The organism is Ginsengibacter sp. (assembly GCF_057362405.1).
Window position 1 is genome coordinate 1 of sequence record NZ_JBMQQG010000241.1, and the last position, 24479, is coordinate 24479.

Annotated in this window: 19 protein-coding genes; 10 read left to right on the top strand and 9 right to left on the bottom strand. The window is 37.2% G+C overall.

The window, feature by feature from the left end; translation table 11 throughout:
- The 4 genes from ACO1O5_RS20720 to sufB form a co-directional block, all read right to left on the bottom strand.
- Window positions 1–776 (bottom strand): aminotransferase class V-fold PLP-dependent enzyme (locus ACO1O5_RS20720; RefSeq protein WP_486273673.1); only part of this gene is annotated, 776 nt, incomplete at its 3' end.
- Window position 777: 1 nt separating this feature from the next.
- Window positions 778–2088, bottom strand: a complete 1311-nt coding sequence (sufD, locus tag ACO1O5_RS20725) for a Fe-S cluster assembly protein SufD (RefSeq protein WP_486273675.1) — start codon at window positions 2086–2088, stop codon at window positions 778–780.
- Window positions 2089–2105: 17 nt separating this feature from the next.
- Window positions 2106–2870, bottom strand: a complete 765-nt coding sequence (gene sufC / locus ACO1O5_RS20730; RefSeq protein ID WP_486273677.1) for a Fe-S cluster assembly ATPase SufC — start codon at window positions 2868–2870, stop codon at window positions 2106–2108.
- A 38-nt stretch (window positions 2871–2908) separates the two neighbouring features.
- Window positions 2909–4354, bottom strand: a complete 1446-nt coding sequence (gene sufB, locus ACO1O5_RS20735; protein ID WP_486273679.1) for a Fe-S cluster assembly protein SufB — start codon at window positions 4352–4354, stop codon at window positions 2909–2911.
- A 349-nt stretch (window positions 4355–4703) separates the two neighbouring features.
- Here sufB and ACO1O5_RS20740 point away from each other — a divergent pair, with 349 nt between their 5' ends.
- The 4 genes from ACO1O5_RS20740 (at window position 4704) to ACO1O5_RS20755 (ending at window position 9140) form a co-directional block, all read left to right on the top strand.
- Window positions 4704–5978, top strand: coding sequence for an NfeD family protein (locus tag ACO1O5_RS20740; RefSeq protein WP_486273681.1), 1275 nt, complete (start codon window positions 4704–4706; stop codon window positions 5976–5978).
- Window positions 5979–6035: 57 nt separating this feature from the next.
- Entirely contained in the window at window positions 6036–6830 is a 795-nt protein-coding gene (locus ACO1O5_RS20745) for a slipin family protein (protein ID WP_486273683.1), read from the top strand.
- Window positions 6831–6833: 3 nt separating this feature from the next.
- A complete protein-coding gene (locus ACO1O5_RS20750; RefSeq protein ID WP_486273685.1) occupies window positions 6834–7496 on the top strand; it encodes a VOC family protein in 663 nt (220 codons plus the stop codon).
- A 78-nt stretch (window positions 7497–7574) separates the two neighbouring features.
- Window positions 7575–9140, top strand: coding sequence for a GNAT family N-acetyltransferase (locus ACO1O5_RS20755; RefSeq protein ID WP_486273687.1), 1566 nt, complete (start codon window positions 7575–7577; stop codon window positions 9138–9140).
- A gap of 150 nt (window positions 9141–9290) precedes the next feature.
- On the opposite strand, the gene ACO1O5_RS20760 is transcribed toward ACO1O5_RS20755, so the two are convergent.
- The 4 genes from ACO1O5_RS20760 to ACO1O5_RS20775 form a co-directional block, all read right to left on the bottom strand.
- Window positions 9291–9935: a class I SAM-dependent methyltransferase gene (locus ACO1O5_RS20760; RefSeq protein ID WP_486273689.1), complete on the bottom strand. Its 645-nt coding sequence runs from the start codon at window positions 9933–9935 to the stop codon at window positions 9291–9293.
- An 80-nt stretch (window positions 9936–10015) separates the two neighbouring features.
- Entirely contained in the window at window positions 10016–10927 is a 912-nt protein-coding gene (locus ACO1O5_RS20765) for a UbiA family prenyltransferase (RefSeq protein WP_486273691.1), read from the bottom strand.
- A 195-nt stretch (window positions 10928–11122) separates the two neighbouring features.
- A complete protein-coding gene (locus tag ACO1O5_RS20770) occupies window positions 11123–13000 on the bottom strand; it encodes a potassium transporter Kup (RefSeq protein ID WP_486273693.1) in 1878 nt (625 codons plus the stop codon).
- 214 nt (window positions 13001–13214) lie between these two features.
- The gene (locus ACO1O5_RS20775) at window positions 13215–15695 is read right to left on the bottom strand and encodes a DUF5686 and carboxypeptidase-like regulatory domain-containing protein (RefSeq protein ID WP_486273695.1); all 2481 of its coding nucleotides are present in this window, start codon (window positions 15693–15695) and stop codon (window positions 13215–13217) included.
- A 363-nt stretch (window positions 15696–16058) separates the two neighbouring features.
- Between ACO1O5_RS20775 and ACO1O5_RS20780 the strand changes: the two genes are divergently transcribed.
- A complete protein-coding gene (locus tag ACO1O5_RS20780; RefSeq protein ID WP_486273696.1) occupies window positions 16059–17279 on the top strand; it encodes an IscS subfamily cysteine desulfurase in 1221 nt (406 codons plus the stop codon).
- 98 nt (window positions 17280–17377) lie between these two features.
- Window positions 17378–17707, top strand: coding sequence for a HesB/IscA family protein (locus tag ACO1O5_RS20785; protein ID WP_486273698.1), 330 nt, complete (start codon window positions 17378–17380; stop codon window positions 17705–17707).
- 135 nt (window positions 17708–17842) lie between these two features.
- Here the strand turns inward: ACO1O5_RS20785 and ACO1O5_RS20790 are convergent, their stop codons facing one another.
- Window positions 17843–18097, bottom strand: a complete 255-nt coding sequence (locus ACO1O5_RS20790; RefSeq protein ID WP_486273699.1) for a hypothetical protein — start codon at window positions 18095–18097, stop codon at window positions 17843–17845.
- Window positions 18098–18406: 309 nt separating this feature from the next.
- Here ACO1O5_RS20790 and gldF point away from each other — a divergent pair, with 309 nt between their 5' ends.
- From gldF to ACO1O5_RS20810, 4 genes are read left to right on the top strand one after another with little or no spacing between them, the layout of a single operon-like run.
- On the top strand, window positions 18407–19129 hold the full coding sequence (gene gldF, locus ACO1O5_RS20795; RefSeq protein ID WP_486273701.1) for a gliding motility-associated ABC transporter permease subunit GldF: 723 nt from the start codon (window positions 18407–18409) through the stop codon (window positions 19127–19129).
- Between the two features lie 12 nt (window positions 19130–19141).
- Window positions 19142–20863 (top strand): gliding motility-associated ABC transporter substrate-binding protein GldG, encoded by a 1722-nt coding sequence (gldG, locus tag ACO1O5_RS20800; RefSeq protein WP_486273703.1) that lies wholly within the window; start codon window positions 19142–19144, stop codon window positions 20861–20863.
- Between the two features lie 57 nt (window positions 20864–20920).
- Window positions 20921–21850, top strand: a complete 930-nt coding sequence (locus tag ACO1O5_RS20805; protein ID WP_486273705.1) for a TerC/Alx family metal homeostasis membrane protein — start codon at window positions 20921–20923, stop codon at window positions 21848–21850.
- 22 nt (window positions 21851–21872) lie between these two features.
- Window positions 21873–24386, top strand: coding sequence for a bifunctional UDP-N-acetylmuramoyl-tripeptide:D-alanyl-D-alanine ligase/alanine racemase (locus tag ACO1O5_RS20810; RefSeq protein WP_486273706.1), 2514 nt, complete (start codon window positions 21873–21875; stop codon window positions 24384–24386).
- Window positions 24387–24479: the final 93 nt, after the last annotated feature.

The following is a 24479-nucleotide window of genomic DNA, read 5'->3' on the forward strand; positions in this document are numbered from 1 at the left end:
CCCATAAATGGCGGCATACTTTCTAATAGTTCTTTTTTACCATACAACACACCAACGCCAGTTGGTCCATACACCTTATGTCCAGAAAAAGCAAAAAAATCACAATCCAAGTCCTGAACATCAATATCCAAATGAACAGTGGATTGAGCGCCATCTATCATAACGACTGCCCCTACACGATGAGCGGCATCAATAATTTCTTTAACGGGATTTATGGTGCCCAGCGAATTAGAAACATGAACTACCGAAACCAGTTTTGTTTTGGATGAAAGCAAATTTTTATAAGCCTCCATATCCAATTCACCACTATCAGTAACAGGAATAATTTTTAAAATTGACTTTTTGTCCTCGCACAGCATTTGCCAGGGAACGATATTGGAATGATGTTCCATTCCTGAAATAATAATCTCATCTCCGGCACGAATATTTTTTCTTCCCCATGTATAGGCAACTAAATTAATTCCTTCCGTAGCGCCTCTTGTAAAGATGATTTCTTCCGGGAATGCCGCATTAATAAATCTGCTAACGGTTACCCGGGTTGATTCATAGGCAGCCGTGGCTTCTTCTGCCAAAGTATGAATACCGCGATGTATATTGGCATTATAATGAGAATAGTAATTGCTCAATGAATCAATAACTACCTTTGGCTTTTGAGATGTTGCGGCATTGTCGAGATACACCAAAGTTTTATCATTCAGCTCACGACTAAGTATCGGGAACATTTCCCGGATGCTTGCTACATCAAAAACAGGTGATATGGTAGTTAATGTTTCCATTTTAATTTACAGCTAACCGATCAAGAATTAATTTCTCTACATAGGTTCGCAACGGTTCATTTTTTATCTGCATAACTACATCTTCGGCAAAAGCGGTCAATAGCATGGATTGCGCATGTTCTTTTGAAATACCTCGCGTTCTTAAATAAAATAATGCTTCTTCATCTAACTGGCCCACTGTGCAACCGTGAGAGCACTTTACATCATCTGCAAAAATTTCCAACTGGGGCTTTGTATTAATGGTAGCATCATCCGATAATAAAATATTCTTATTCGATTGATAGGCATTTGTTTTTTGCGCATCCGGCCTTACAAATATTTTTCCGCTGAATACGCCGCTGGAACTATCATCTAGTATTCCTTTATAAAATTCGTTACTGAAGCAATTGGGCTTTGTATTGTCAACTAGTGTATGATTGTCGACATGGGTGTTACCATTTAACAGGTACAATCCGTATAAATGCGCTTCGTTACCTTCTGCTTCCATAATAATATTCATATTGTTACGGATCAACCCGCCATTCAATGAAATTGTCACTGCATGTGCATAGCTTTTACCAATTTGGCGTATATGCGTTGTAGTTACCTGGCTGGCGTTAACTACATCGTTCTGAATTTTATAATACTCCACAATAGCATTTGTGTTCACTACAATTTCCATCACCCCATTGGTAAAACTATCCATGGCGCCGATAGTTGTAAAAGATTCCGCCAGTTGTACTTTGGCGCTATCACCAACATATATCAAACTTCTCGGTTGGGCCAGTGTATGATTGTTTCGTGTATCCGACAATTGATAGATATAAACGGGTTTATCCAATACCTTGTTTTTATTTATATGGATAAAAACACCTCCATAAATAAAAGAAGTATTTAAAGCATGAATACCATCTTTCACAACAAGACTACTTTTCCCAAGATGCTCATTTACGATGTCTTTGTATTTCCCCATGGCAGCCTCTTCCAAAGGAAGTATAATACATTCATTTTCCGAAGAACGGATAGTCGAAAGCCCGGGAATATAACTGCCATTCAGAAAAACCAATTCGTTCGCATTTTTATAGCCGGGCAAACGAACTCCGTCAATATCAGCAGCAGTAATCTTTAAATTATCTCCTGATAAACTGTATTCTTTTTTAAATAAATTACCAATGCTGGTAAATCTCCATTCCTCATTACGAGGCGTAGGAATCCCGTTTTTATTAAACGTTTTAAAACCCTCTTTCCTAATGTTGTTTAAAACATCATTCTCACCCGAAGATTGCAGTTCGTTGAATTTATCTTCTAAATAATCTTTGTTTTTTGTATCCATTTTTCTTTAATAAAATATTACACTGCCTCAGCCAAACTAAGTTCATCTTTAATAAAGTCGTATCCTTTTTCTTCCAGTTCCAACGCCAATTCTTTGGTACCTGATTTTACAATTCGCCCGTTTACCAATACGTGTACAAAATCCGGCTGCAGGTAATCCAGCAATCTTTGATAGTGTGTAATTACAATAATCGCTCTTTCTTTATTGCGTAATTTATTTACACCATTAGCAACAATGCGAAGTGCATCTATATCCAATCCTGAATCTGTTTCATCCAGAATTGCCAGCTTAGGTTCCAGCATTGCCATTTGAAAAATTTCGTTTCTCTTTTTTTCTCCGCCGGAAAATCCTTCGTTTATTGACCGCGTTAGTAAAGATTTATCAATCTCCACCAATTGCATTTTTTCTTTCATTAGCTTCAAAAAAGAAACCGCATCCAAAGGTGCTTCACCGTGATATTTGCGTTTTTCATTTAACGCTGTCTTAATAAAATTAGTAGTGCTTACGCCCGGAATTTCCACAGGGTATTGAAATGCTAGAAACAATCCCTCGCGTGCCCTATCCTCAGGAGACATTTCAATCATATCTTTTCCAAGAAAATTAATGGAACCTTCGCTCACGTCGTAATCTTCTCTGCCGGCGAGGATAGATGCCAGGGTACTTTTGCCAGAGCCATTTGGGCCCATAATTGCATGTACTTCGCCTGCTTTAACCTCAAGGTCAATCCCTTTCAAAATTTGCTTTCCTTCTACCGATGCGTGAATGTTTTTAATTGATAACATGTTTCTTTAATATAATTTATAAATGATTTTTGTTCAAACTATCCAACACTTCCTTCAAGACTGATGGCCAATAATTTTTGCGCTTCAACGGCAAATTCCATTGGCAACTGGTTCATCACTTCTTTTGCAAAACCCGTAACAATTAATGCCACTGCCGTTTCCGCGTCTATGCCCCTTTGCCTGCAATAAAAAAGCTGGTCTTCACCAATCTTTGATGTTGTGGCTTCGTGTTCAATAATGGCTGTTTTATTTTTTGATTCTATATAGGGAAATGTGTGAGCACCACATTTATCGCCAAGCAATAATGAATCACATTGAGAGTAATTGCGTGCGTTCACTGCATTCTTTCCGGCGCGAACCAAGCCACGATAACTGTTCTGGCTTTTACCTGCGGAAATTCCTTTAGACACGATTCTGCTTCTTGTATTTTTTCCAAGATGAATCATTTTGGTCCCGGTATCCGCCTGTTGCCGGTGATTGGTTAATGCAACTGAATAAAATTCACCAATTGAATTGTCGCCTTTCAAAATAACGCTTGGATATTTCCATGTAATAGCAGAACCGGTCTCAACTTGCGTCCAGGAAATTTTAGAATTGTTTCCCTGGCATATTCCCCTCTTTGTTACAAAATTGTAAATCCCTCCTTTCCCATTTTCATCACCCGGATACCAGTTTTGAACGGTCGAATATTTAATTTCTGAATTATTATGTGCCACCAATTCTACCACGGCTGCGTGCAATTGATTTTCATCTCGCATCGGCGCCGTGCAACCTTCAAGATAACTTACGTAAGCATCGTCTTCAGCCACAATAAGTGTTCTTTCAAACTGGCCCGAACCGAGTGTATTGATTCTGAAATAAGTTGATAATTCCATCGGGCAGCGAACACCTTTTGGAATAAAACAAAATGAACCATCCGTAAAGACTGCCGAGTTCAGTGCGGCAAAATAATTGTCTGTCATCGGGACAACAGAACCAATATATTTTTTTACGAGGTCAGGGTGATTTTGAATCGCTTCACTCATCGAGCAAAAAATTACGCCGATTTCAGAAAGTTGTTTCTTAAATGAAGTTGCTACAGACACGCTATCCATCACCACATCAACCGCAACTCCGCTCAGCCTTTTTTGTTCGCTAAGGGAAATACCGAGCTTATCAAATGTTTTTAGAAGTTCAGGATCTACTTCATCAAGGCTGCCTAATTGCTTCTTTTTCTTTGGCGCTGCATAATAAATTACATCCTGGTAATTTATTTTTGGATAATGAACATTTGGCCAGGTTGGCTCTTCCATTTTTAACCAATGTGCGTAAGCCTTCAGTCTCCAGTTCAGCATCCATTCCGGTTCATTTTTCTTTTCGGAGATAAGGCGGATAACGTCTTCACTTAACCCTTTTGGAACAACATCTGTATCAATTTCAGTAACAAATCCGTATTTATAGTCACTCGCTACCGTTTGTTCCAACACATCTAATTCTTCTTTCATTATGCCTTGTTTTTTATAAAAATTCCATTTATACCAGTTGACAAAGATAAAGATTCCACCCGTTTATACGAAATAGTATAAACAGATTTATGGTTTTTTAAAGATTTTTTTGAATCGATTTATTTATTAAAATCGGTGAAGACATAATGTCAAACAGGGTTTTGGCGAGCGGCCACTAAATGAAGATCAATAAAAAAATTTCGCATTTAGTAAATGACTAAAAAATGTCAATCGAAAATAGCCGGGTTTTAACCGCCGCTGGCCTTTGTTTATTTGTTCAACCCTTGTCTTTTCGGTAAATTACACTCCAGGTTTTGGTTAAAAGCTTCAAAACTGATAATTAAATTCGATGAAGCACTTATTATCGTTGGCCTTATATTTTTTTCTGCCAACCATTCTTTTTTCACAAACGGTTGTTTCCATAAATATCAACGGAGGAATTAATCCTGCATCTGCTGAATACATTCATCAATCAGTTGAAAAAGCAGAAAAGGAAAAAGCAGAATGTCTTCTGATACATCTTAATACACCAGGAGGTTTATTAAATTCAACAAGAGATATTGTTAGTGATTTCTTTAAATCAACCGTTCCCATAGTCGTTTATGTATCTCCGTCCGGCGCTCATGCTGGCTCGGCAGGCGTATTTTTAACGCTCGCGGCAAATATTGCTGTGATGGCGCCGGGCACTAACATAGGTGCTGCGCATCCTGTAACCATGCAGGGAACCGTCGATTCCATAATGAATACAAAAGGCACTAATGATGCAGCAGCCTTCATAAGGACCATTGCGGAAAGAAGACATCGTAATGTTCAGTGGGCTGAAGAAGCGGTGCGTTACAGTGTTTCGATAACTGAAGAAGAAGCGATACAAGATAGTGTGATTGATTACATCGCCAATGATGATCGTGAATTACTCGTTCAGATTGATGGAAAAAAGATTGAAGTAAACGGAGGCACTAAAATTTTACAAACAAAAAATGCAACTATTCAAAACGGTGAAATGGGATTTTTTCAAAAGGTATTGAATGGGATTAGTGATCCCAATATTTCATACATACTAATGATGTTGGGTTTCTTCGGATTAATATTTGAATTGTTTAATCCCGGCGCCATATTTCCTGGCATCGCAGGGGTTATATTTTTAGTGTTGGCATTTTATTCTATGAGCTCTATGCCTGTTAATTACGCAGGATTGTCTTTAATAATTTTTGGTATCCTTCTTTTTTTACTTGAAATAAAAATCATCAGTCACGGATTGTTAACCATAGGCGGCATCATTTCGGTGCTATTGGGCTCGATGTTTTTATTCAGGCAAACCTCCACGGAAAGTGTTACTGCGGTATCCAGGAGTGTAATCTTTACTACAACCGCTGTAACAACTTTATTTTTTATGTTCGTAGTGGGTATGGGTTTAAAAGCTCAAAGGTTGAAACCTGTTACAGGAAATAATGCATTAATTGGCATGAGGGGAAGTGCCCTTACAATAATTGATCCGTCGGGAATGGTGAAAGTAAATGGGGAAACTTGGAAGGCAGTTGCACTATCCGGAAAAATTGATGAAGGAGAAAAAATAATTGTAAAAGAAATTAAAGATCTTACATTATATGTTGAAGTAGTAACATAACAGCGAAGATTTCATTCAATATTAAAATATTTTATCAATCACAATTAAATAAAAAACATGCCACAACAATTACCAATAGCATTAATCATAATTGTCGTATTCATTTTATACATTCTCGCCAGTTCCATAAGAGTTTTGCGGGAATACGAACGTGGCGTCATATTCAGGTTAGGTAGAGTTTTAGGTGGTGGTGTAAAAGGCCCGGGTCTTATTTTGCTGATACCAGTAATCGATAAGATGGTAAAAGTTACCCTTCGTACAGTGGTGATGGACGTGCCGCCGCAAGATGTTATCACGCAGGATAATGTTTCCATTAAAGTAAATGCGGTAATATATTTTCGCGTAGTAGATCCACAAAAAGCAATTGTTGAAATAGAGAACTATTTGGCTGGTACTTCACAACTTTCTCAAACGACTTTAAGAAGCGTTTTAGGACAGTCAGAGCTAGATGAGCTCCTTTCGCAACGTGAAAAAATAAACATACGCTTGCAGGAAATTATTGACAACCAAACAGAACCATGGGGCGTAAAAGTTACGCATGTGGAAGTAAAACAAATTGACCTTCCGCAGGAAATGCAGCGGGCTATGGCCAAACAAGCTGAAGCAGAAAGAGAACGCAGGGCCAAAGTTATTTCTGCTGAAGGTGAATTCCAGGCGTCACAAAGGTTGAGCGACGCTGCAAAAATATTGAGCGAACAACCCAGCGCTTTAACCCTACGTTACCTGCAAACATTGCGTGAAATAGCAACCGAAAATAATTCAACTACTATCTTCCCGGTACCTATTGATATTTTAAAACCCTTTATGAAAATCAATGAAGATGAGCAAAAGAAAAAAGATGTTGTGGTATAACGTATGCTTTTAAAGGAAATAAAATTACAGACAAGTCATCTTTTTGCATTACATGATTTCTATAAGGCAATTTTAGAACTGCCAACAAATTATGGAGACGGAGGTATTACTGTAATTGCGGGAAAGTCAGTTTTAATTTTTGAAGAATCAACAACTGAGATACATCCTTTCTATCATTTTGCTTTTAATATTCCCTCCAACAAATTTGAACAGGCATTTGAATGGATGAAACAAAAAGTTGAGATCCTTTGGCTCGACGATTATAAAAGTTACGTTGCAGATTTTGTGAACTGGCATGCGAAATCATTTTATTTCATGGATCCTGCCGGTAATATTCTTGAACTAATTTCCAGATTTGATTTGAACGACATTGCCGAAAAAAATTTTTCGTCTGCGCATATCCGTAATATTAGTGAAATAGGGTTAGTACTTTCGGCCGAAAATTTCCAAAAGGATGTTGATGAATTATTAAAACAATACCCACTTCCCTATTTCGATAAACAACCGCCGCTACCTCAATTTAAGGCCATTGGTGACGATGAAGGGCTTTTTATAATTGTTCCTGAAAATAGAATTTGGTTTTCCACTAAAAGTACTGAATCAAAAAAATTTCCTATGGAAATTACTTTTATTGATAATGCCAGGACATATGATTTAAAGCGATGAAATTTTATTTTCAACCAAAAAAAAATTACCCGGCAAATTATTTTTTCTTATATTATTCAAAACAAATAGACAAAAACTATGGAACACCTTACCCCAGTCAAACAAAATTTTGTGATAAAACATATTGAGATCGGGCACCTGAAGTCGGCGGACTACCAGGAGCTTTTAGCGGCGATGAAAGCCGCTTACAGCAACTGGCAGGGAAGTTACTGGACCATTGAAACAATAAATAAACTCATTAATAAGTTTCCACAGGGACAAATTGTAATAAAAGCGGATGACGTAGTGGTTGGCTGTGCATTATCCCTTATTGTTGATTATGACAAATTTGGAGACAACCATACTTACCGCCAGATTACAGGGAATTATACCTTTAGCACACACGACCCGAAAAATGGTGATGTGCTTTATGGAATTGAAATATTTATTCATCCCGACTATAGGGGCCTGCGACTCGGCAGGCGCTTGTATGATGCAAGAAAAGAATTATGTGAGCAGTTGAATTTGAGGGCCATCGTATTTGGTGGAAGAATTCCGGAATATCATAATTATGCAAATGAGCTAACACCCAAACAGTTTATTCAAAAAGTAAAAAATAAAGAAATTTATGACAGTGTGTTGTCCTTCCAGATTGCCAATGATTTTCACGTAAAAAAAGTATTAAAGAATTATTTACCCGAAGACCATGCGAGTTTAGAATTTGCTACACTCTTACAATGGGATAATATTTATTATACCAGTGAAACAAAAAAACTTTTTAGCGCTAAAACTTACGTACGGCTTGGCCTTATTCAATGGCAAATGCGCCCTTACGCCAACCTTGACGAGATGTTTACACAGGTTGAATTTTTTATTGATTCGATTGCAGCCTACAAAAGTGATTTTGCGTTACTACCAGAACTTTTTAATGGCCCGTTGTTAGCAGAATTTAATGACATGACTGAGGCTGATTCTATGCGGGCGCTTGCCAGGTATACTCCTGAACTTAAAAAAAGATTCAGCGATCTTTCTATAAAATACAATGTAAACATCATAACCGGAAGTGTACCCAGCATGGAAGGCGACTCTTTAAAAAATGTAGGTTATTTATGTCACAGAAACGGCAACATTGACCAATATGAAAAAATTCATATTACGCCAGATGAAAGCAAGTTCTGGGGTATAAGGGGCGGCGATACACTAAAAGTTTATGATACCGATGCCGGTAAAATCGGGATATTAATTTGCTATGATGTAGAATTTCCGGAACTCCCGCGATTACTTGCAGAACAGGGAATGCAATTGCTGTTCGTACCTTTTTTGACAGATACACAAAATGCGTATAACCGTGTTCGTTATTGTGCCCAGGCAAGAGCAATAGAAAATGAATGTTTTGTTGCTATAACCGGTTGTATCGGCAATCTTCCAAAAGTAGAAAATATGGATATCCAGTATTCGCAATCTGCTGTCTTTACCCCCTGTGATTTTGCATTTCCGGCTAATGGAGTTAAGAGTGAAGCAACGGCCAACACTGAAATGATTTTAATTGCAGATGTGGATCTCTCGTTATTGGATGAATTGCATTCAAGAGGAAGCGTGCGAAACCTGAAAGATAGGAGAACGGATTTCTATGAAATAATTATGAAAAATCAGGCGTCAATTTAGTGCTATGTCAAGTCTAGTATATCTTAATCAATGTTCCCATAAAGAAACGAAGATCACTAAGAATATTACTCTGTGATCTTAGTGTCTTAGTGGGATAAGCGTCATATTAAAGTTGGTACAACATAAGGAAATTTTTGCGCTCGATTGAACTCACCTCTTTTTATACACAATAGATTTAATGAAATTATGATAGTGTGAAACCTCAATAATCGGATCATAATTCTGTCTAAAAAATGGCTGCATATTTACAAGTTCCTGGGTTTCGATGCGGCTTGTTACCCGGAAGAAAAAATACATAAGTTTTAAGAGTGTTTTCTGCCATAAACGACTATTATTTTTGTCATATACAAAATCAACATATAGCCATAGGCCGTCATTTTTAAGAAAACTGTCGAATTTAGCAAATAGGTTTTTGATTTTAGCAGCCTGGAAATTGTCGAAAAAAAAAGGCGTTAATATTATATCGAATTTTTTATCTGTGTTATAATTTTCAGCCGCCAGGTTTATGAAGTTAATTTCATTAGCGCCGTGGTTTCTTTTTTTTGATATCGCAATCATCTTAGCGGACGAATCGATGTATTCAATGATTAATCCTTGTTGATGAACTTTTGCAATCTCTTCGAGAAGCCATCCGGTACCACCGCCAACAATTAATACGCGGCTGTCGGCGGGTATATGCGGAAACAGACAAACTTGCGCCTCCACTAGTTTGTTACCAAAAACAATCCGGCTTATCAAGTCGTAGTATCCGGCTATTCTATCATAATTAGTTGCCAATAAATCACATTTTAGCATTTTTAAAAGCGCCATTTAAACAGTCCCATCATAAGCATAAAGGCATGGCTTTTTACCCTTTATTGTAACCAGCTTCCTCGTTAATGAACAAATCTCATGGCTATAATTCCACAAATGGCTTTAACCATTATAACGCCGTCAATCACTATCAAATAATAGAGAATTTGTTTATGCCTCAACATAGAATAGGTAATAACTAACAATAACAAAAACGGCAGCAGGTTAAAAAAAACAGAGGGAAAAGTAAAATGCCTGTATTCTGAAAAGACAAACATAAAAAATATGCCAACCAGACAAAGGGGGAATAAAACAAAGAATATTGTTTTTTCGACGCCAAACCTTACTACAAAAGTTTTTAACTGATAGTTAGAATCATCTTCATAATCTTTCATGTCGAACATAATTGCGTTTACGGTGCAGAACATCCAGTTTTTTACAAAAAGCCCAACTACTAGAATCGGGTCGGTATAATAATAGCCATGTTCCAGTTGCAATACGATAATGGGTAACAGACTAACACTGCACGACCATACAAATCCAATCACAAACGCCTTTATCCAGCCGGTATTTCTGAGATTTAATTTAAGAAAAGACCTGGGTAATAAACCGTAATACAAAATTGCAGATAGGAGCATACCCGCGATTATCAACCAGTATGCCGGCGACATTTGTAAAAAGTTTTCAGAATAACGGAAGAATAATATTCCACCGGTTAATACACATAACGCCAGGAAAAGCATTTGGCTATATTTTACAAAAGAACGGTGCTGAATATACCAGGCAGACCGGGGATTATCTAAAGAATAAGTTTGCAATGGATTGGTATACGCGTAAGTGTAATACATAACTGTAGCACTAAAAAGCAACACATAGTATAAAATTGAATTAAATGGCAACCGCAACTGAAAGTCTGTTTCAAGTGAAAGCATTATGCCAAGCACTCCTACAAAATAATTTCCAAAAAAAACAAATTTTAAAATTTTATTCACCATCGCCTTAATTACTCAAATGTAGCCTCAATTTATGCGCTGTGCTTTAAGTTTTTCAATTTTTATTGTTTGGAGTGGCGGGCTTACGGTCTGAAAGGGGCATGGGGTTGTTCAACATCGCTATTTTTAACCAATGTCCAAAATGCCATAGCCGGGCATGCCGTTGCAGCAAGAATTGGGCAATAAAAATTATAAAGATCATAAGCGAATTCGTGAGCCTATTTCAACAACCTTTTCTGAAGGCAGATTAAAAAACTGGGCCGGGCGTGAAGAGTTTCTGCCCATGTAATCGAACAAGCTTTCGCGTAACGGGCTCATGCCGGTATGTTTGGTAATTACCACAGATTCTCTGCCAAGAAAATAGGTGATGTCTTTTTCATCAAGTTTGATGTTTTTTTCTTTCAGTAATTGTAAAGCTAATGGCACGTCTATGATATCCATGTATCCATAATTGAGAATAAGCCTGGAAATATGATCATCGAGTTTTTCAAAGTTGATATTGTCACGTAAAGGTAGATGAGGAACCGGGTTGAGCTGAATCGAGACTACAATAATTTGCTCATGAATAATTTTATTATGGGTTAAATTGAAATAAAATGCCGGTGGGGTAATGTATGGATTCCTGGTTAAATATACGGCTGTACCCTTCACGACATGCTCCGCCTTCGACTGGTAATATTTCAAAAATTTTTCAAGCGAATCTGTAACACGGTTTAGCTGAATACTCATCATTCTCTTGCCGCGATACCAGGTAGTCATCATAAAATATACAATGGTCGCCACCAACAACGGAAACCAACCACCGTCAGGGACCTTCACGATGTTTGCCGAAAAAAATGAAACATCTACAAATAAAAAAAACAGCACCATAGCAAGCGCAGAACTCAATTTCCATTTCCACAATTCTCTCATCGCCACAAAAGCAAGTAATGAAGTTATAACCATAGTAGTACTAACGGCCACCCCATACGCAGATGCAAGATTGTCGGATGTTTTAAAAAATGCAACCAACCCTATGGTCGCAATAAACAACATCCAGTTTAGTTGAGGAATGTAGATCTGGCCCCGTTCATCGGGCGAAGTGTATACTACTTTGAACCGCGGAAGAAAACCAAGTTGAATAGCTTGCTGCGTAAGGCTAAAGGCCCCGGAAATAATTGCCTGTGAAGCAATAACAGTAGCTAATGCAGCCAATATGACCAGCGGATACAAAGCCCATTTAGGTGCCAGGTGATAAAAAGGGTTAATGATAGCACTATGGTCGTGCAATATCAATGCGCCCTGGCCAAAATAATTAATTACGAGGCAGGGTAATACCACGTAAAACCAGCCGAGTCGTATAGGCTTTTTGCCAAAATGGCCTATATCAGCATATAATGCTTCGCCACCGGTAACCACTAAAAAAACAGCGCCAAGTATAGTGATGCTGTCCAATCCGTTAGTCTTAAAAAAATAAAATGCATAATAAGGGTTTAAGGCCTGCAATACAGACGGGTGTTTTGCAATTGCGATTATGCCCAACAATGCTAAGGTTGCAAACCAAATTAAAATGATAGGACCGAAAATTAGCCCGACATGGCCGGTTCCTTTTCGCTGAAAAAGAAACAGCATAAACAAAATAATAACTGTAATAGGAATAACATAAGGTTCAAAAAAAGGCGTAGCCACCTTTAAACCCTCAACGGCACTTAATACGGAAATGGCAGGTGTTATCATTCCATCTCCATACAACAATGCAGCGCCAAACAACCCCATAGACAGGATAACGAAATAGTTTCGCGTTTTCTTTTTTGGCAACACGAATGCCATCAGCGCAAGTATGCCGCCTTCGCCATCGTTATCTGCCCTTAAAATAATTACCAAATATTTTATACTTATCACAAGAATGAGCGACCAGAAGATAAGTGAAAGAATTCCGAAGATATTGCTATCAGTTACTCCAATGGCTTCTTTACCCGTAAAGCAAACTCTTACTGCATACAATGGGCTGGTGCCGATATCCCCAAATACAATACCCAGGGCACCAACCGTTAACTTCAATAGATTACTTGATGATTTTTCATTCTTAATATCCATCACTTTTTTTTAATAAAAATTCATTTGACATATAATAATTTATAACACCATTATTATAAAAAAGATGTCCTACATCCTTAAAAAAAATAAAAGCCCATTTGCTACAAGATAAGAAATGAAAGATAGTTAGCTATTTATACAAAATTCAATGCTAATGAGAAAGCGTTCAAATTAGTGTATAAACTTAAATAAGAAGGAAGGACAAATTTTGATTTTAAAACTTAAAAGCCGCGCTTACTTTAATTCCGAATTTTGGAACGCCAGGATTATTTAAATAATTTAAACGCCATACACCATCAATTCTAAATGCGTGCAGGATGTTGTCTATGCCAACTCCCGTCTCCAGGTAAGGCTCCTTATCGGGTACTGTGAAATGATAATTTATCGTCGAATCATAATAACCATTGGCAATTTTATTGGCCTGCGACATCCCGCCAATAACTCCTTTGAAAGTTACCACGGAACGCCATTTTAGTTTCTTCATTAGCGGGATATATTTAAATGGAAAACTTCCAAACGATTGTTGAACAGAAAGGCTTACATATTTGTCGGTTACAAACTCAAAACGGTTCATATTGTTGAACGCATATTTATTATAGTAGTAAGTGTCGTTTCCTTTCAACACATTTAAAAATACTATGGGAAGCACACCGTTAGTAAGCCCAGCATCAACTATATAAGAAAGATTACCGATCCGTCCATCGGGAAAATTATGTTCTAAATATAAATTCCACTTGCTGAAATTAAAATCACTTTTCAGAAACCCATTATTTATTTTAACTCCTTTTGTATAACTCAAAGTGATAATCGGGTAGTAACTTCCGAGGCTTCCTCTTCTGTAATGTTGTGTAATGTACCTTTCCTTGTGGGACCATCGCAAAGAAATAGTTCCATCATTTACCGTATAGTGATTGGCTTCCGAAAGACTATCGGTATACGGTTTGAAATCGCCGTTTGTATAGAACACGCTAAAAAAAGGCGTGAGCGCATTGTGATTCAAGTCTGCCCCTATTGCCCAGTCACTTGTTAGATATTTCAGGTAACTAATATCCGAGTATTTACTGTTAATGAGGCGGGACTGGCTCGATTTCACTCTTCTTAAAAAGGCTGCAAAGATTGAGTTTTGGTCAATTTCATCACTATGATTATACGTGCCTGTTATGTCGCTACTATGTTCCAAAGTAAGTGTAGACCATTTATGAGGATTTAGCACAAAAACAGAACGTAGCAAATAACGGAATTGCTTATCCCTCATGGCGTAACCTGCATAACCTTTTAACTGTATGCGGTTGTTGAATTTATAGTTCGTCTTTAACCCAAATGTAAAGCGGTTTCCTTCAATGATATTGTTAGTGTATATGTAATAAATATCGCCAAGGTCTACATGGCCGGCACTGTAATAGCCAGTACTTATTGCCGAAATTATTTTAGCATACGTAATTACTGCCGGAATTTTTGTTAGTGTATCCATTAAAACATACACCGATTTTTCCGTTTTACTTAATGGTTCGAACCTTTCAATAGGCTTCACTTTAGCAGAGTCAGAGGCATAAGCAGAAATCGGCACATACTTTTTTTCAAAGGCGGTATCAATTCTATCATTATTCAAAATAATATCCTTATATATCGTAGTTTTCCTGGCAACCACACCAGTTTGTTTTTTTAGCGGTACTACCAGGTCCATGAAAAGAACTGTTTTTTCGGGTAAAAATTTTTCCTGGTTTTCAGCTTCAAAAAATTGCGAAATCTCAAACTTTTTTACAAAGTTGACATTGGCATTTTTATCCATGTGCATTACCAGCGATTTCACGGCATATGAAGTATCTGCAATCCACAAATATCCATTGAATGTATTGCTTCCAAAATGAGCAGGGGAAAACTGCACCTGTATGCAGCGGTGATTGTCAAAAAAAACGGTATCCAGAATATGGTAATCATAAAAGGTTAATGCATTATCAGCAATAGGGCTTACAAAATTCACGTCAACTAACCTGATGTTATTATCGTAAACGTTTATTTTTTTATAAAGTCCATCTACAAAAGTTAATATCGATTTATTATCAAAGCCTGAACTTTTAATTGCCGTATAATCCGTTCTATCTTTTTCCGGAGTTTTGCGGAAGTAAAAATTGGAATTGGTTTCTGATAAAAAAACGGGTAAAAGTTTATCATGATCGGCAGTTGTATCCTGGTTATTGAATGCAAATGAAAGTGGCCGCATCAGTTTGTTGTTTTGGATTTTCTCAGGAATGTTTTTGAGATCTACCTCCATTTTATCATATACGTGGGATTGAAATGAGCTGTTATTAAAAGCATCGTTTCCAGGTTTATTTTTGATTACCTTAAGAATCAACCTTTGCGCTTTGGTGTATTTCTGTTTGACGGACACAACCACTTCTGCCATTTCGTTCGCAGCAGGTACCGCCTCAAAATTAATAACCTGCTCTTCTTGTTTTGTTACTGCCCTGGAGGTTGATTTATAGCCAATCATTGATATAGCTATAGAATCGGTCTTGCTACTAATTGTGAGCGAGTATTCCCCCTTATCATCGGTAATTACACCATTGCCTGAATTAAGGGCGTATACGCTGCATGAAAATAATGGAAGTCCTGTAGTTGCATCGATAACTTTGCCGGTTATTACGCGCTGTTGTCCATAGCTAGGGCCGTAGATCGCAAAAAACAGCAGGCACATAATTTTATATGGTAAATATTTTTTTATAGACGGGCAGGTATTAAATACTCAATTCGTAAAAATAATTCACAATATCCATTCAGCGCTTTTTCATTTTATTTTTTACTTGCAGGGAATAAAGAAATTAGAACTCCATGGATAAAGAGAGATATACGAGATGAATGGTTGGGTTGGAATTTTACACTTAGACAGAAAGAACGTAATAAGGACCATATGGGATATTTTTCTAAGACAAAACCGCCAATTTTCGTAAGAAATGCCCTTTTAAGCAGGGAAATTCGATTGATAGTGGCAAGCCCAACTATAACTTTATTTTACACTCGTTTGGCGTAAATTTGCAGGTGATAAAATAAGTTTCATTTCATGTTAAAACTGCCTGTATATCTCGATAATAATGCTACCACAAAGGTCGACCCTCGGGTGTTAGAAACCATGATGCCTTATTTTACCGAACATTATGGTAATGCAGCAAGCAGAAGCCATTCTTTTGGTTGGGAAGCGGAAGAAGCTGTGGATTATGCCCGCGAACAAGTCGCAAAATTGATAGGCGCAGAACCTAAAGAAATTATTTTTACATCGGGCGCTACTGAATCGGATAACCTGGCGCTCAAAGGAGTCTTTGAAAACTACGGCTCAAAGGGCAATCACATAATTACTGTAGCTACGGAGCACAAAGCTGTCCTGGATTGTTGTAAACATATCGAAAAACTGGGTGGCGAAATTACTTATCTTAATGTTGATCACGAAGGACTCATTGATTTGGATGAATTGCGAAACGCCATAAGACCGGGCACAATTTTAATTGCTGTGATGTATGCTAACAATGAAATAGGAGTAATTCAACCTATTAAAGAAATAAACGCAATTGCCAAACGAAGTGGCATATTACTTTTTACAGATGCTACGCAGGCGGCGGGCAAGGTTGCTATCGACGTAAATAGCGATGGAATAGACCTGATGGCTCTTTCAGCGCATAAAATGTATGGACCCAAAGGCGTGGGCGCATTATATGTTCGACGCAAAAATCCAAGAGTTAGGCTAATAGCTCAAATTGACGGCGGTGGTCACGAAAGAGGAATGCGCAGCGGCACCTTAAACGTACCAGGGATTGTTGGTTTTGGAAAAGCATGCGAACTATGCAGAATTGAAATGAATAAAGAGATTGAACAGATTAAAAAACTAAGAGACCGGCTTGAATCTGAATTATTGAAACTTGGTGATGTTTATGTAAACGGAAGTGTAAATAGCCGCCTGCACAATATTTCCAATCTCAGCTTTAAGTATGTTGAAAGTGAAGCATTGATGTTAGGTTTCAATAAAAATATTGCGATAAGTTCGGGTTCAGCGTGCACTTCGGCAAGCCTCGAGCCCTCTTATGTTTTGAAAGCGCTTGGAGTAGAAGATAATTTGGCAAAAGCTGCTGTCCGTTTTGGTTTAAGCCGATTTACCACAGAAGAGGAAATCGACTACACTATACAGCAGGTAACTGCAACAGTCTTGAAGTTAAGAGATATGAACCCGGTTTATGCAACTCAACAAACCGGTAATGATTTGGAAAAAATAGAAATGAAAGCATTATCCTGAGGATTTTAGTATTGACGATGAAGTGTTATAAATGTGGTTTAAATTTGTAAAAGATTATTTCGTGGCAGTAACGATAATCGAAAAGATAAAAACTTTTTATGATTTATATAAGTGATACGGCAAAAGATAAGGTAAACACCTTATTGAAAGATGCACATCTTTCTGATAAAGAATATTTTTTAAGGGTAAGCGTTGTTAGTGGCGGTTGTTCGGGGCTCAGCTATAAAATGGATTTCGACAATGAAAAAAAACCTAATGACCAGGAGTTTGAAGATAAAGGAATCAAATTAGTTACCGACCTACGAAGTTTTTTATACCTCGTAAATACAACTTTGGAATTCAGCGAAGGGTTAAACGGAAAAGGATTCTATTTTAATAATCCGAATGCGAGCAGGAGCTGCGGTTGCGGCGAAAGTTTTGGGGTGTAATTTTTTCAGGACATAATATTAAGTTATGCAAACACAGGCTTTCATTTGAAGGCCTGTGTTTATTTGAAAAGAATTTAAGATTTTCTGCTACTCATTTGAGATACCCGAAAGCCTTTAATAAATATAGAGCTCATTCTACAATTCGATAGCCGGCAATGCGGGCTTTGCCGGTATAGGTGGTACGGGAGGCGGCGGTGGAGGTGGAACATCGTTAGATTTAGCTTTAGGAGGTACCGGAGGAACAGGCGGTGGAGGTGGAGGTAAAGGCGGCAAGGGAATACTTTTTATTGCGGGCGGAGGAGGAGGTGCAGGTTTATTTTTTGATTGTGAAAAAGCTGCAAATGACAATAAAACGCATGCGATAACCAGATTTACTTTGAATTGTTTCATAATAATTTTTTTTATATGATTCAATACTCCCTGAATTCCATAAAAAAAACCCTGTTGGTAACAGGGTTTGTCCAGTTGGTTTAGGTAAACTTTTTCATAACGGATTCCCTGAAAGGTTACTTTTCAATCCTAGGAACGTTTGGTAAATTCCTGTCAGAGATTCTAAAATAAAATAGTAAATCAGGTGTTAGCCTGCGTCGGCCAGCAATGTATATAGAAGAGACATTAGCTAATATTAAAACGCTGCTTTAAAAAAATCAAAATCCCAGAATTATTTTTCAAGGCCTAAATTGCAGTTTTTTAAATATTATGATATCAATTGCAAAAAAGGAGTTGCACCAGTTTTTTAATGGGCTCACCGGCTATATTACCATCATTTTGTTCCTCCTTGTAAATGGCCTCTACCTGTTTGTATTAAAGGATAGCAATATTTTTGATTTTGGCTATGCAACTCTTGATAAATTTTTTGACCTGGCGCCGTGGATATTTATTTTTCTTATACCTGCTTTGGCAATGCGAAGCTTTTCTGAAGAATACAAAACCGGCACGTTCGAAATTTTGCAAACAAGGCCTCTTACCAAATGGCAAATTGTGTTGGGTAAATATTTTGCGGTGCTTTCCGTTATTCTCGTCTCTTTGCTTCCCACATTGCTGTATGTTTTTACAATTCATGCATTATCCGCTGCCGGTGGTATTGACTCCGGGGGAATTACCGGCTCGTATATTGGTTTAATTTTTCTTGCTGCTGTTTTTGCTGCAATCAGCGTGTGGTGTTCCGGGCTTACTTCCAATGCGGTTATTGCCTTTTTAATCGGCGCTTTCGCTTGCCTTATTTTATATTTCGGGTTTAATTCACTTAGTAAATTACCAGTTTTCACGGGCAATGCAGATTATTACATTGAAATGCTTGGAATAGATTTTCATTACCGAAGTATTAGCCGCGGCGTTGTAGATACACGTGATGTTATTTATTTTTTGAGTATTATTTTTCTTTTCCTGTTTGCAACACAAAAAAATCTTTCAAAAAAATAGTGTTCGGCAATAATGAAGTCTTTATCAAATAAAAATATGAATGGAAAATGGTGGTGGATAGTTGTGATTGCTCTAATTGTCGCAGTCAATTTTTTTGCTTCAATATTTCATAAACGTATCGACCTTACCAATGAAAAAAGATTTACGATTTCGTCCCCGGTTAGGAAAATATTAGGCAATATGGATGATGTTGCTAAAGTAACTATTTTCTTAAAAGGCGATTTGCCGGCAGGTTTCAAAAACCTATCCACTTCTGCAGAAGAGTTGTTGCAGGAATTTAAAGAATATTCAAATGGTAAGATCAGTTACAAACTCATTTCACCTGATGAGCAAATGCCGGGGACAACAACAACTTATGCGGATACGCTCACTTCTCTCGGCATTGTTCCCATTAATCTAAAAGTTCAATTAAAAGCCGGAGAGCAATCGCAATACGTTTACCCGGCCGCGTTAGTTCAATATAAAAATAAAATATTGCCGGTTAATTTATATTCCGGAACGCAAACCGTTATTACCCCGCCTGAATTAAACAGCTCCGAAGCTTTATTAGAATATAAGTTTGCAGATGCAATTTATAAGCTGACAGAAAATAGAAAGCCAATGGTTGCTTATTCGGTTGGTAATGGCGAGCCAACGGGCGATAACGTGGTTGACCTGGTAGAAAACGTATTAAGGAAAAATTATAGTTTATTCACATTAAATATTGCCAAAGAGCCCGTAATTCCTGATACTTTCAAATTGCTGATGATTGTGAAACCAACGGCTCCATTTACCGAAGATGAAAAATTCAAGATTGATCAATACGTAATGCGAGGCGGAAAAGTAATTTGGTTTATTGACCGGCTGGAGGCAGAAATGGATAGCCTGCAAATAAAAAACCAGGTTATAGCCTATGATCGCAATCTCAACCTTGAAGATCTCCTTTTTAAATATGGAGTTAGAATTAATCCCGACCTCATAATGGATTTACAGTCTGATTTTTTGCCATTTTCGGTTAATGGGAAAGATCAGTTCAATTTTCTGCACTGGAATTATTTTCCTTTATTCGAATCGAAACAAAATAGCCTCATCAATAAAAATGTTGGATTGGTAGCCGGGCGTTTCGTCAATTCTATTGACACGGTTAATGCGCCGGGAATAAAGAAGACTATTCTTTTAAGTTCATCTGCCAATTCCAGAACAATTGAAACTCCTGCATTAATAAGTGGAGAGGAGAATCGTAATGCGCCAGAAGACGATGCTTTTAAAAAGAAAGATATACCTGCCGGCGTATTGCTCGAAGGAAAATTTAGTTCGTTATATAAAAACAGAATTAGCCAACAGCAGATGGATTCGTTGCAACAATTTGGTACACCGTTTTTAACTGAATGCATTAATGAAAACAAAATGATTGTTGTTGCTGACGGAGATATTGTTTTAAATGGAACCCAGGAAAGAAATCCGTTACCCATGGGCGTAAACTCTTACACTGTTGGAACACAATATGAATACCAGTTTGCCAATAAGGCTTTTGTAGAAAATTGCCTGGAATATCTCATTAATACAGCCAATTTAAGTGAGGCCAGAGCTAAGGATTATACGCTGCGCCTGCTTGACCTCAAATTAATTGCTGAACAAAAAACAAAGTGGCAAATGATAAATCTTGCATTACCTGTGGCGCTGATTATCATATTTGGAATTATATACCAATGGTGGCGAAGAAAAAAATATAGAAATCCATCCTTGCTAAAATAAATCGGAGCCTGGCTATACTTTCTGCCATAACATATCTTTGCTGCAATTGTAACTTTCATGAATGCAACAGAATGGACTTATGTGGTCTTCGGAATTGTAATTATCATTGCTTTAGGTTTTGATCTGGGTCTTTTGAGTAAAAAATCAAAAAAGGTTTCGATAAAACAAGCCTTATTTCAAACTGTTTTTTGGATAAGTCTTGCTCTGGGGTTTTTTGTATTTGTTTTATTGGAAAATGGTCATTCAAAAGGCCTTGAATTTATAAGTGCCTATTTAATGGAATGGTCGTTAAGCATTGACAATATTTTCGTTTTCATGCTTATTTTTTCTTATTTCCGTATAGCAGAAAAATATTCGAACAGGGTATTATTGCTGGGCATTTTACTGGCAATTCTTTTAAGGGTTATTTTTATAACCATAGGAATAGCGCTTGTGAAAGAGTTTGAATGGATATTATACATTTTTGGCGCATTTTTAATATACACCGGAATAAAAATGTTTTTGGTTAATGAGGAGAATGAGTTTGATCCCCAAAAAAATGCGGTATACAAATTTCTTAAAAAAATAGTGCCTTTGACACATGCAGAAACTGAAGGTAAATTCTCAAAAATGATTAATGGAAAGAGACATTTCACTATGCTTTTTGTTGTGCTGATTTTACTTGCGACAACCGACGTGGTCTTCGCATTAGATTCGATACCGGCGGTATTTGCCATTACACAAACGAAAATGATTATCTATACTTCCAATATTTTTGCCGTGTTGGGTTTGCGTTCTTTATTTTTTTTATTGAAAGGCGCAGTTGATAAGTTCAGGTATCTTAAAGAAGGAATTGCCGTAGTATTAATTTTTATTGGATTAAAAATGCTGGTTGAAATTTTTAATATTCATTTGCCAACATGGTTATCGCTGGTTGCTATTGTGAGTTGTATATCCGGCGCTATTTTAATTTCTGCCTATACAACAAAAAAGAAAGTTTCTAATTAGAATTTAAAAAAAATTGAAAAACGTGAATGAACCAATTCACTATACAATTGAAGAAATTGCAAAATTTACCGGTGGAAAATTGATAAACAAAAATATCGACTTGCCTTCGCCGTTAGTACTGTCACTCGATAGCAGAAAAATTATCGATGCACCTAATACAATTTTTTTTGCCATAAAGTCTTCTCATCATGATGGCAATAAATTTATTGAAGGGCTATATGTGAAAGGCGTAAGGAATTTTGTTGTAAGTGATAAAAATATAAATGTCAATAATGTTCCTCTCGCAAATGTTATTGTCGTTCGCAACACCATAAATGCATTGCAATCGCTCGCTGCCCATCATCGCAAGATGTTTGCAAACCTCACCGTAATTGGTATTACAGGAAGCAACGGAAAAACAATTGTAAAGGAATGGTTGAATCAATTGCTTGAAGAGAGTTTTTCCATTGTTAGAAGTCCCAAAAGTTACAACTCTCAAATTGGAGTTCCGCTAAGCGTATTAAACATCAATCAATCGCACAACCTTGCAATTTTTGAGGCAGGAATATCTGAACCTGGCGAAATGAGTCGCCTTGAAAAAATAATCAGGCCTTTTATTGGTTGCCTTACCAATATCGGGCAGGCACATGATGAAGGATTTAACAACAGGGCGCAAAAAATTAATGAGAAGTTGCAGTTATTTGTTCATGCAAAACAACTGGTTTGCTGCACCGATGACAAAGAAGTTAAGAAAGCAATATTTGATTTTCGGAATAAAATAAATGCCGGTGGAAAAAATCTCGAATTATTTACCTGGGGCAAAAGCGCTGACAACAGGCTGCAAATTTTATCAGCCAATAAAACAAAAGACCACACCAGGATAAAAGCCATTTATGAAAAACTGATTATCTCAATAAAGATTCCGTTTACCGATGAAGCATCTGTGGAAAACGCTATTAATTGTTGGTGCATTTTATTGTTGTTAAACAAAAACGACCACCTGACGAGAGAGAAATTTGAATTTGTTTACCCGATTGCAATGAGGCTCGAACTTAAACAGGGAATTAATCATTGCACGATCATAAACGATAGTTACAGCAACGATATGCACTCATTGGAAATAGCGCTTAATTTTTTAGAACAACAAAAGCAAAACAAAAAACACACGGTTATTATATCTGATATTTTGCAATCGGGTAAACGACCAATGGAATTATATAAAGACGTTGCAAAACTTTTTAAGCAAAGAAAGATTAATAAATTGATTGGCATTGGCATCGATATTAGTTCGATGCAATTGGAATTCTCATTTTTAAAAGAAAAATATTTTTTTAAGAATGTCGAAGAATTTCTGGAGAGTTTTGAAGATATTAATTTTCATGATGAAACGGTACTTATTAAAGGCGCACGCAGTTTTGGCTTTGAAGAAATCAGTCGTAAATTGGAGCAAAAGGCCCACCAGACCATACTTTCAATAAATCTTACTGCCATTGTTCATAACTTGAAGCAATACCGGTCTTTGCTGAGGCCCGGAGTAAAAATTATGGCCATGGTTAAAGCATTCAGTTACGGCAGCGGAAGCTTTGAAATTGCATCTGTTTTAGAATATAATAAAGTTGATTACCTGGCTGTGGCTTATGCAGACGAAGGAGTTGAACTGCGGAAGGCTGGGATAACGTTGCCCGTTATGGTTATGAACGCAGAACCGTCAACATTTGAATCTATTGTTAGTAACAGTCTTGAGCCTGAAATTTTTTCGTTCAATATTTTAAATGAGTTTGAAAATTTCCTCAAGTCTTCGGGGATTAATTTTTACCCGGTTCATATTAAGATTGATACGGGTATGCACAGGCTTGGATTTACCAATGATGATATGGATGCATTAGGCGATTTAATCAAAGGAAATTCCTTAATAAAAATAATGAGTGTCTTTACACATCTTGTAGCGGCTGAAAATATTAAAGAGGATGAGTTCACTTTACAGCAAGCAAAAATGTTTGAATATTGTTGTAGAAAAATTGAAGATGCGCTGGGATACCAATTTATCAAACATATAGCCAATACTGCTGGTATTAGCCGTCACCCCGGTTTGCAAATGGACATGGTACGGCTGGGCATTGGCCTTTACGGAATTGATAGTAATAATAAAATGCAAAGCAATTTGAAAAATGTTACTACGCTAACAACGACGATCTCACAAATAAAAAAGGTAAAGGCTGGCGACACGGTTGGCTATGGTAGAAATGCCCGGTTGCAAAGAGACAGTATGATAGCAACGGTTCGTATTGGTTATGCTGATGGCTATCCCCGGAATTTAGGGAATGGAGTTGGTAAAATGGTTCTTAACGGAAAATTTGTTCCCATAGTTGGAAATATATGTATGGATATGACGATGTTGGACATTACGGACCATCATATTGCAAAGGAAGGCGATGACGTAATTGTTTTTGGAGAAAACCTTACGTTAAATTTACTTGCATCATGGTCTCAAACTATACCTTACGAAATAATGACAGGAATTTCACAAAGGGTTAAGAGAGTTTATTTCGAAGAATAATACTTGAAGAGATTTCCCAATATTTCCATTGAATCCTATTATCTCTTTGCTAATAATTAACGTATTTGCCTATAAGCCTTCCTCAATTTTGTT

Bases quoted from the DNA above. Each gene is read 5' to 3' on its own strand.
- sufC (WP_486273677.1), bottom strand. From the start codon at position 2,870: ATGTTATCAATTAAAAACATTCACGCATCGGTAGAAGGAAAGCAAATT.
- ACO1O5_RS20760 (WP_486273689.1), bottom strand. From the start codon at position 9,935: ATGCTAAAATGTGATTTATTGGCAACTAATTATGATAGAATAGCCGGA.
- sufB (WP_486273679.1), bottom strand. From the start codon at position 4,354: ATGAAAGAAGAATTAGATGTGTTGGAACAAACGGTAGCGAGTGACTAT.
- ACO1O5_RS20750 (WP_486273685.1), top strand. From the start codon at position 6,834: ATGCTTTTAAAGGAAATAAAATTACAGACAAGTCATCTTTTTGCATTA.
- ACO1O5_RS20740 (WP_486273681.1), top strand. From the start codon at position 4,704: ATGAAGCACTTATTATCGTTGGCCTTATATTTTTTTCTGCCAACCATT.
- ACO1O5_RS20775 (WP_486273695.1), bottom strand. From the start codon at position 15,695: ATGTGCCTGCTGTTTTTTGCGATCTACGGCCCTAGCTATGGACAACAG.
- ACO1O5_RS20790 (WP_486273699.1), bottom strand. From the start codon at position 18,097: ATGAAACAATTCAAAGTAAATCTGGTTATCGCATGCGTTTTATTGTCA.
- ACO1O5_RS20765 (WP_486273691.1), bottom strand. From the start codon at position 10,927: ATGGTGAATAAAATTTTAAAATTTGTTTTTTTTGGAAATTATTTTGTA.
- ACO1O5_RS20745 (WP_486273683.1), top strand. From the start codon at position 6,036: ATGCCACAACAATTACCAATAGCATTAATCATAATTGTCGTATTCATT.
- gldF (WP_486273701.1), top strand. From the start codon at position 18,407: ATGATATCAATTGCAAAAAAGGAGTTGCACCAGTTTTTTAATGGGCTC.
- gldG (WP_486273703.1), top strand. From the start codon at position 19,142: ATGAAGTCTTTATCAAATAAAAATATGAATGGAAAATGGTGGTGGATA.
- sufD (WP_486273675.1), bottom strand. From the start codon at position 2,088: ATGGATACAAAAAACAAAGATTATTTAGAAGATAAATTCAACGAACTG.
- ACO1O5_RS20755 (WP_486273687.1), top strand. From the start codon at position 7,575: ATGGAACACCTTACCCCAGTCAAACAAAATTTTGTGATAAAACATATT.
- ACO1O5_RS20780 (WP_486273696.1), top strand. From the start codon at position 16,059: ATGTTAAAACTGCCTGTATATCTCGATAATAATGCTACCACAAAGGTC.
- ACO1O5_RS20785 (WP_486273698.1), top strand. From the start codon at position 17,378: ATGATTTATATAAGTGATACGGCAAAAGATAAGGTAAACACCTTATTG.
- ACO1O5_RS20805 (WP_486273705.1), top strand. From the start codon at position 20,921: ATGAATGCAACAGAATGGACTTATGTGGTCTTCGGAATTGTAATTATC.
- ACO1O5_RS20770 (WP_486273693.1), bottom strand. From the start codon at position 13,000: ATGGATATTAAGAATGAAAAATCATCAAGTAATCTATTGAAGTTAACG.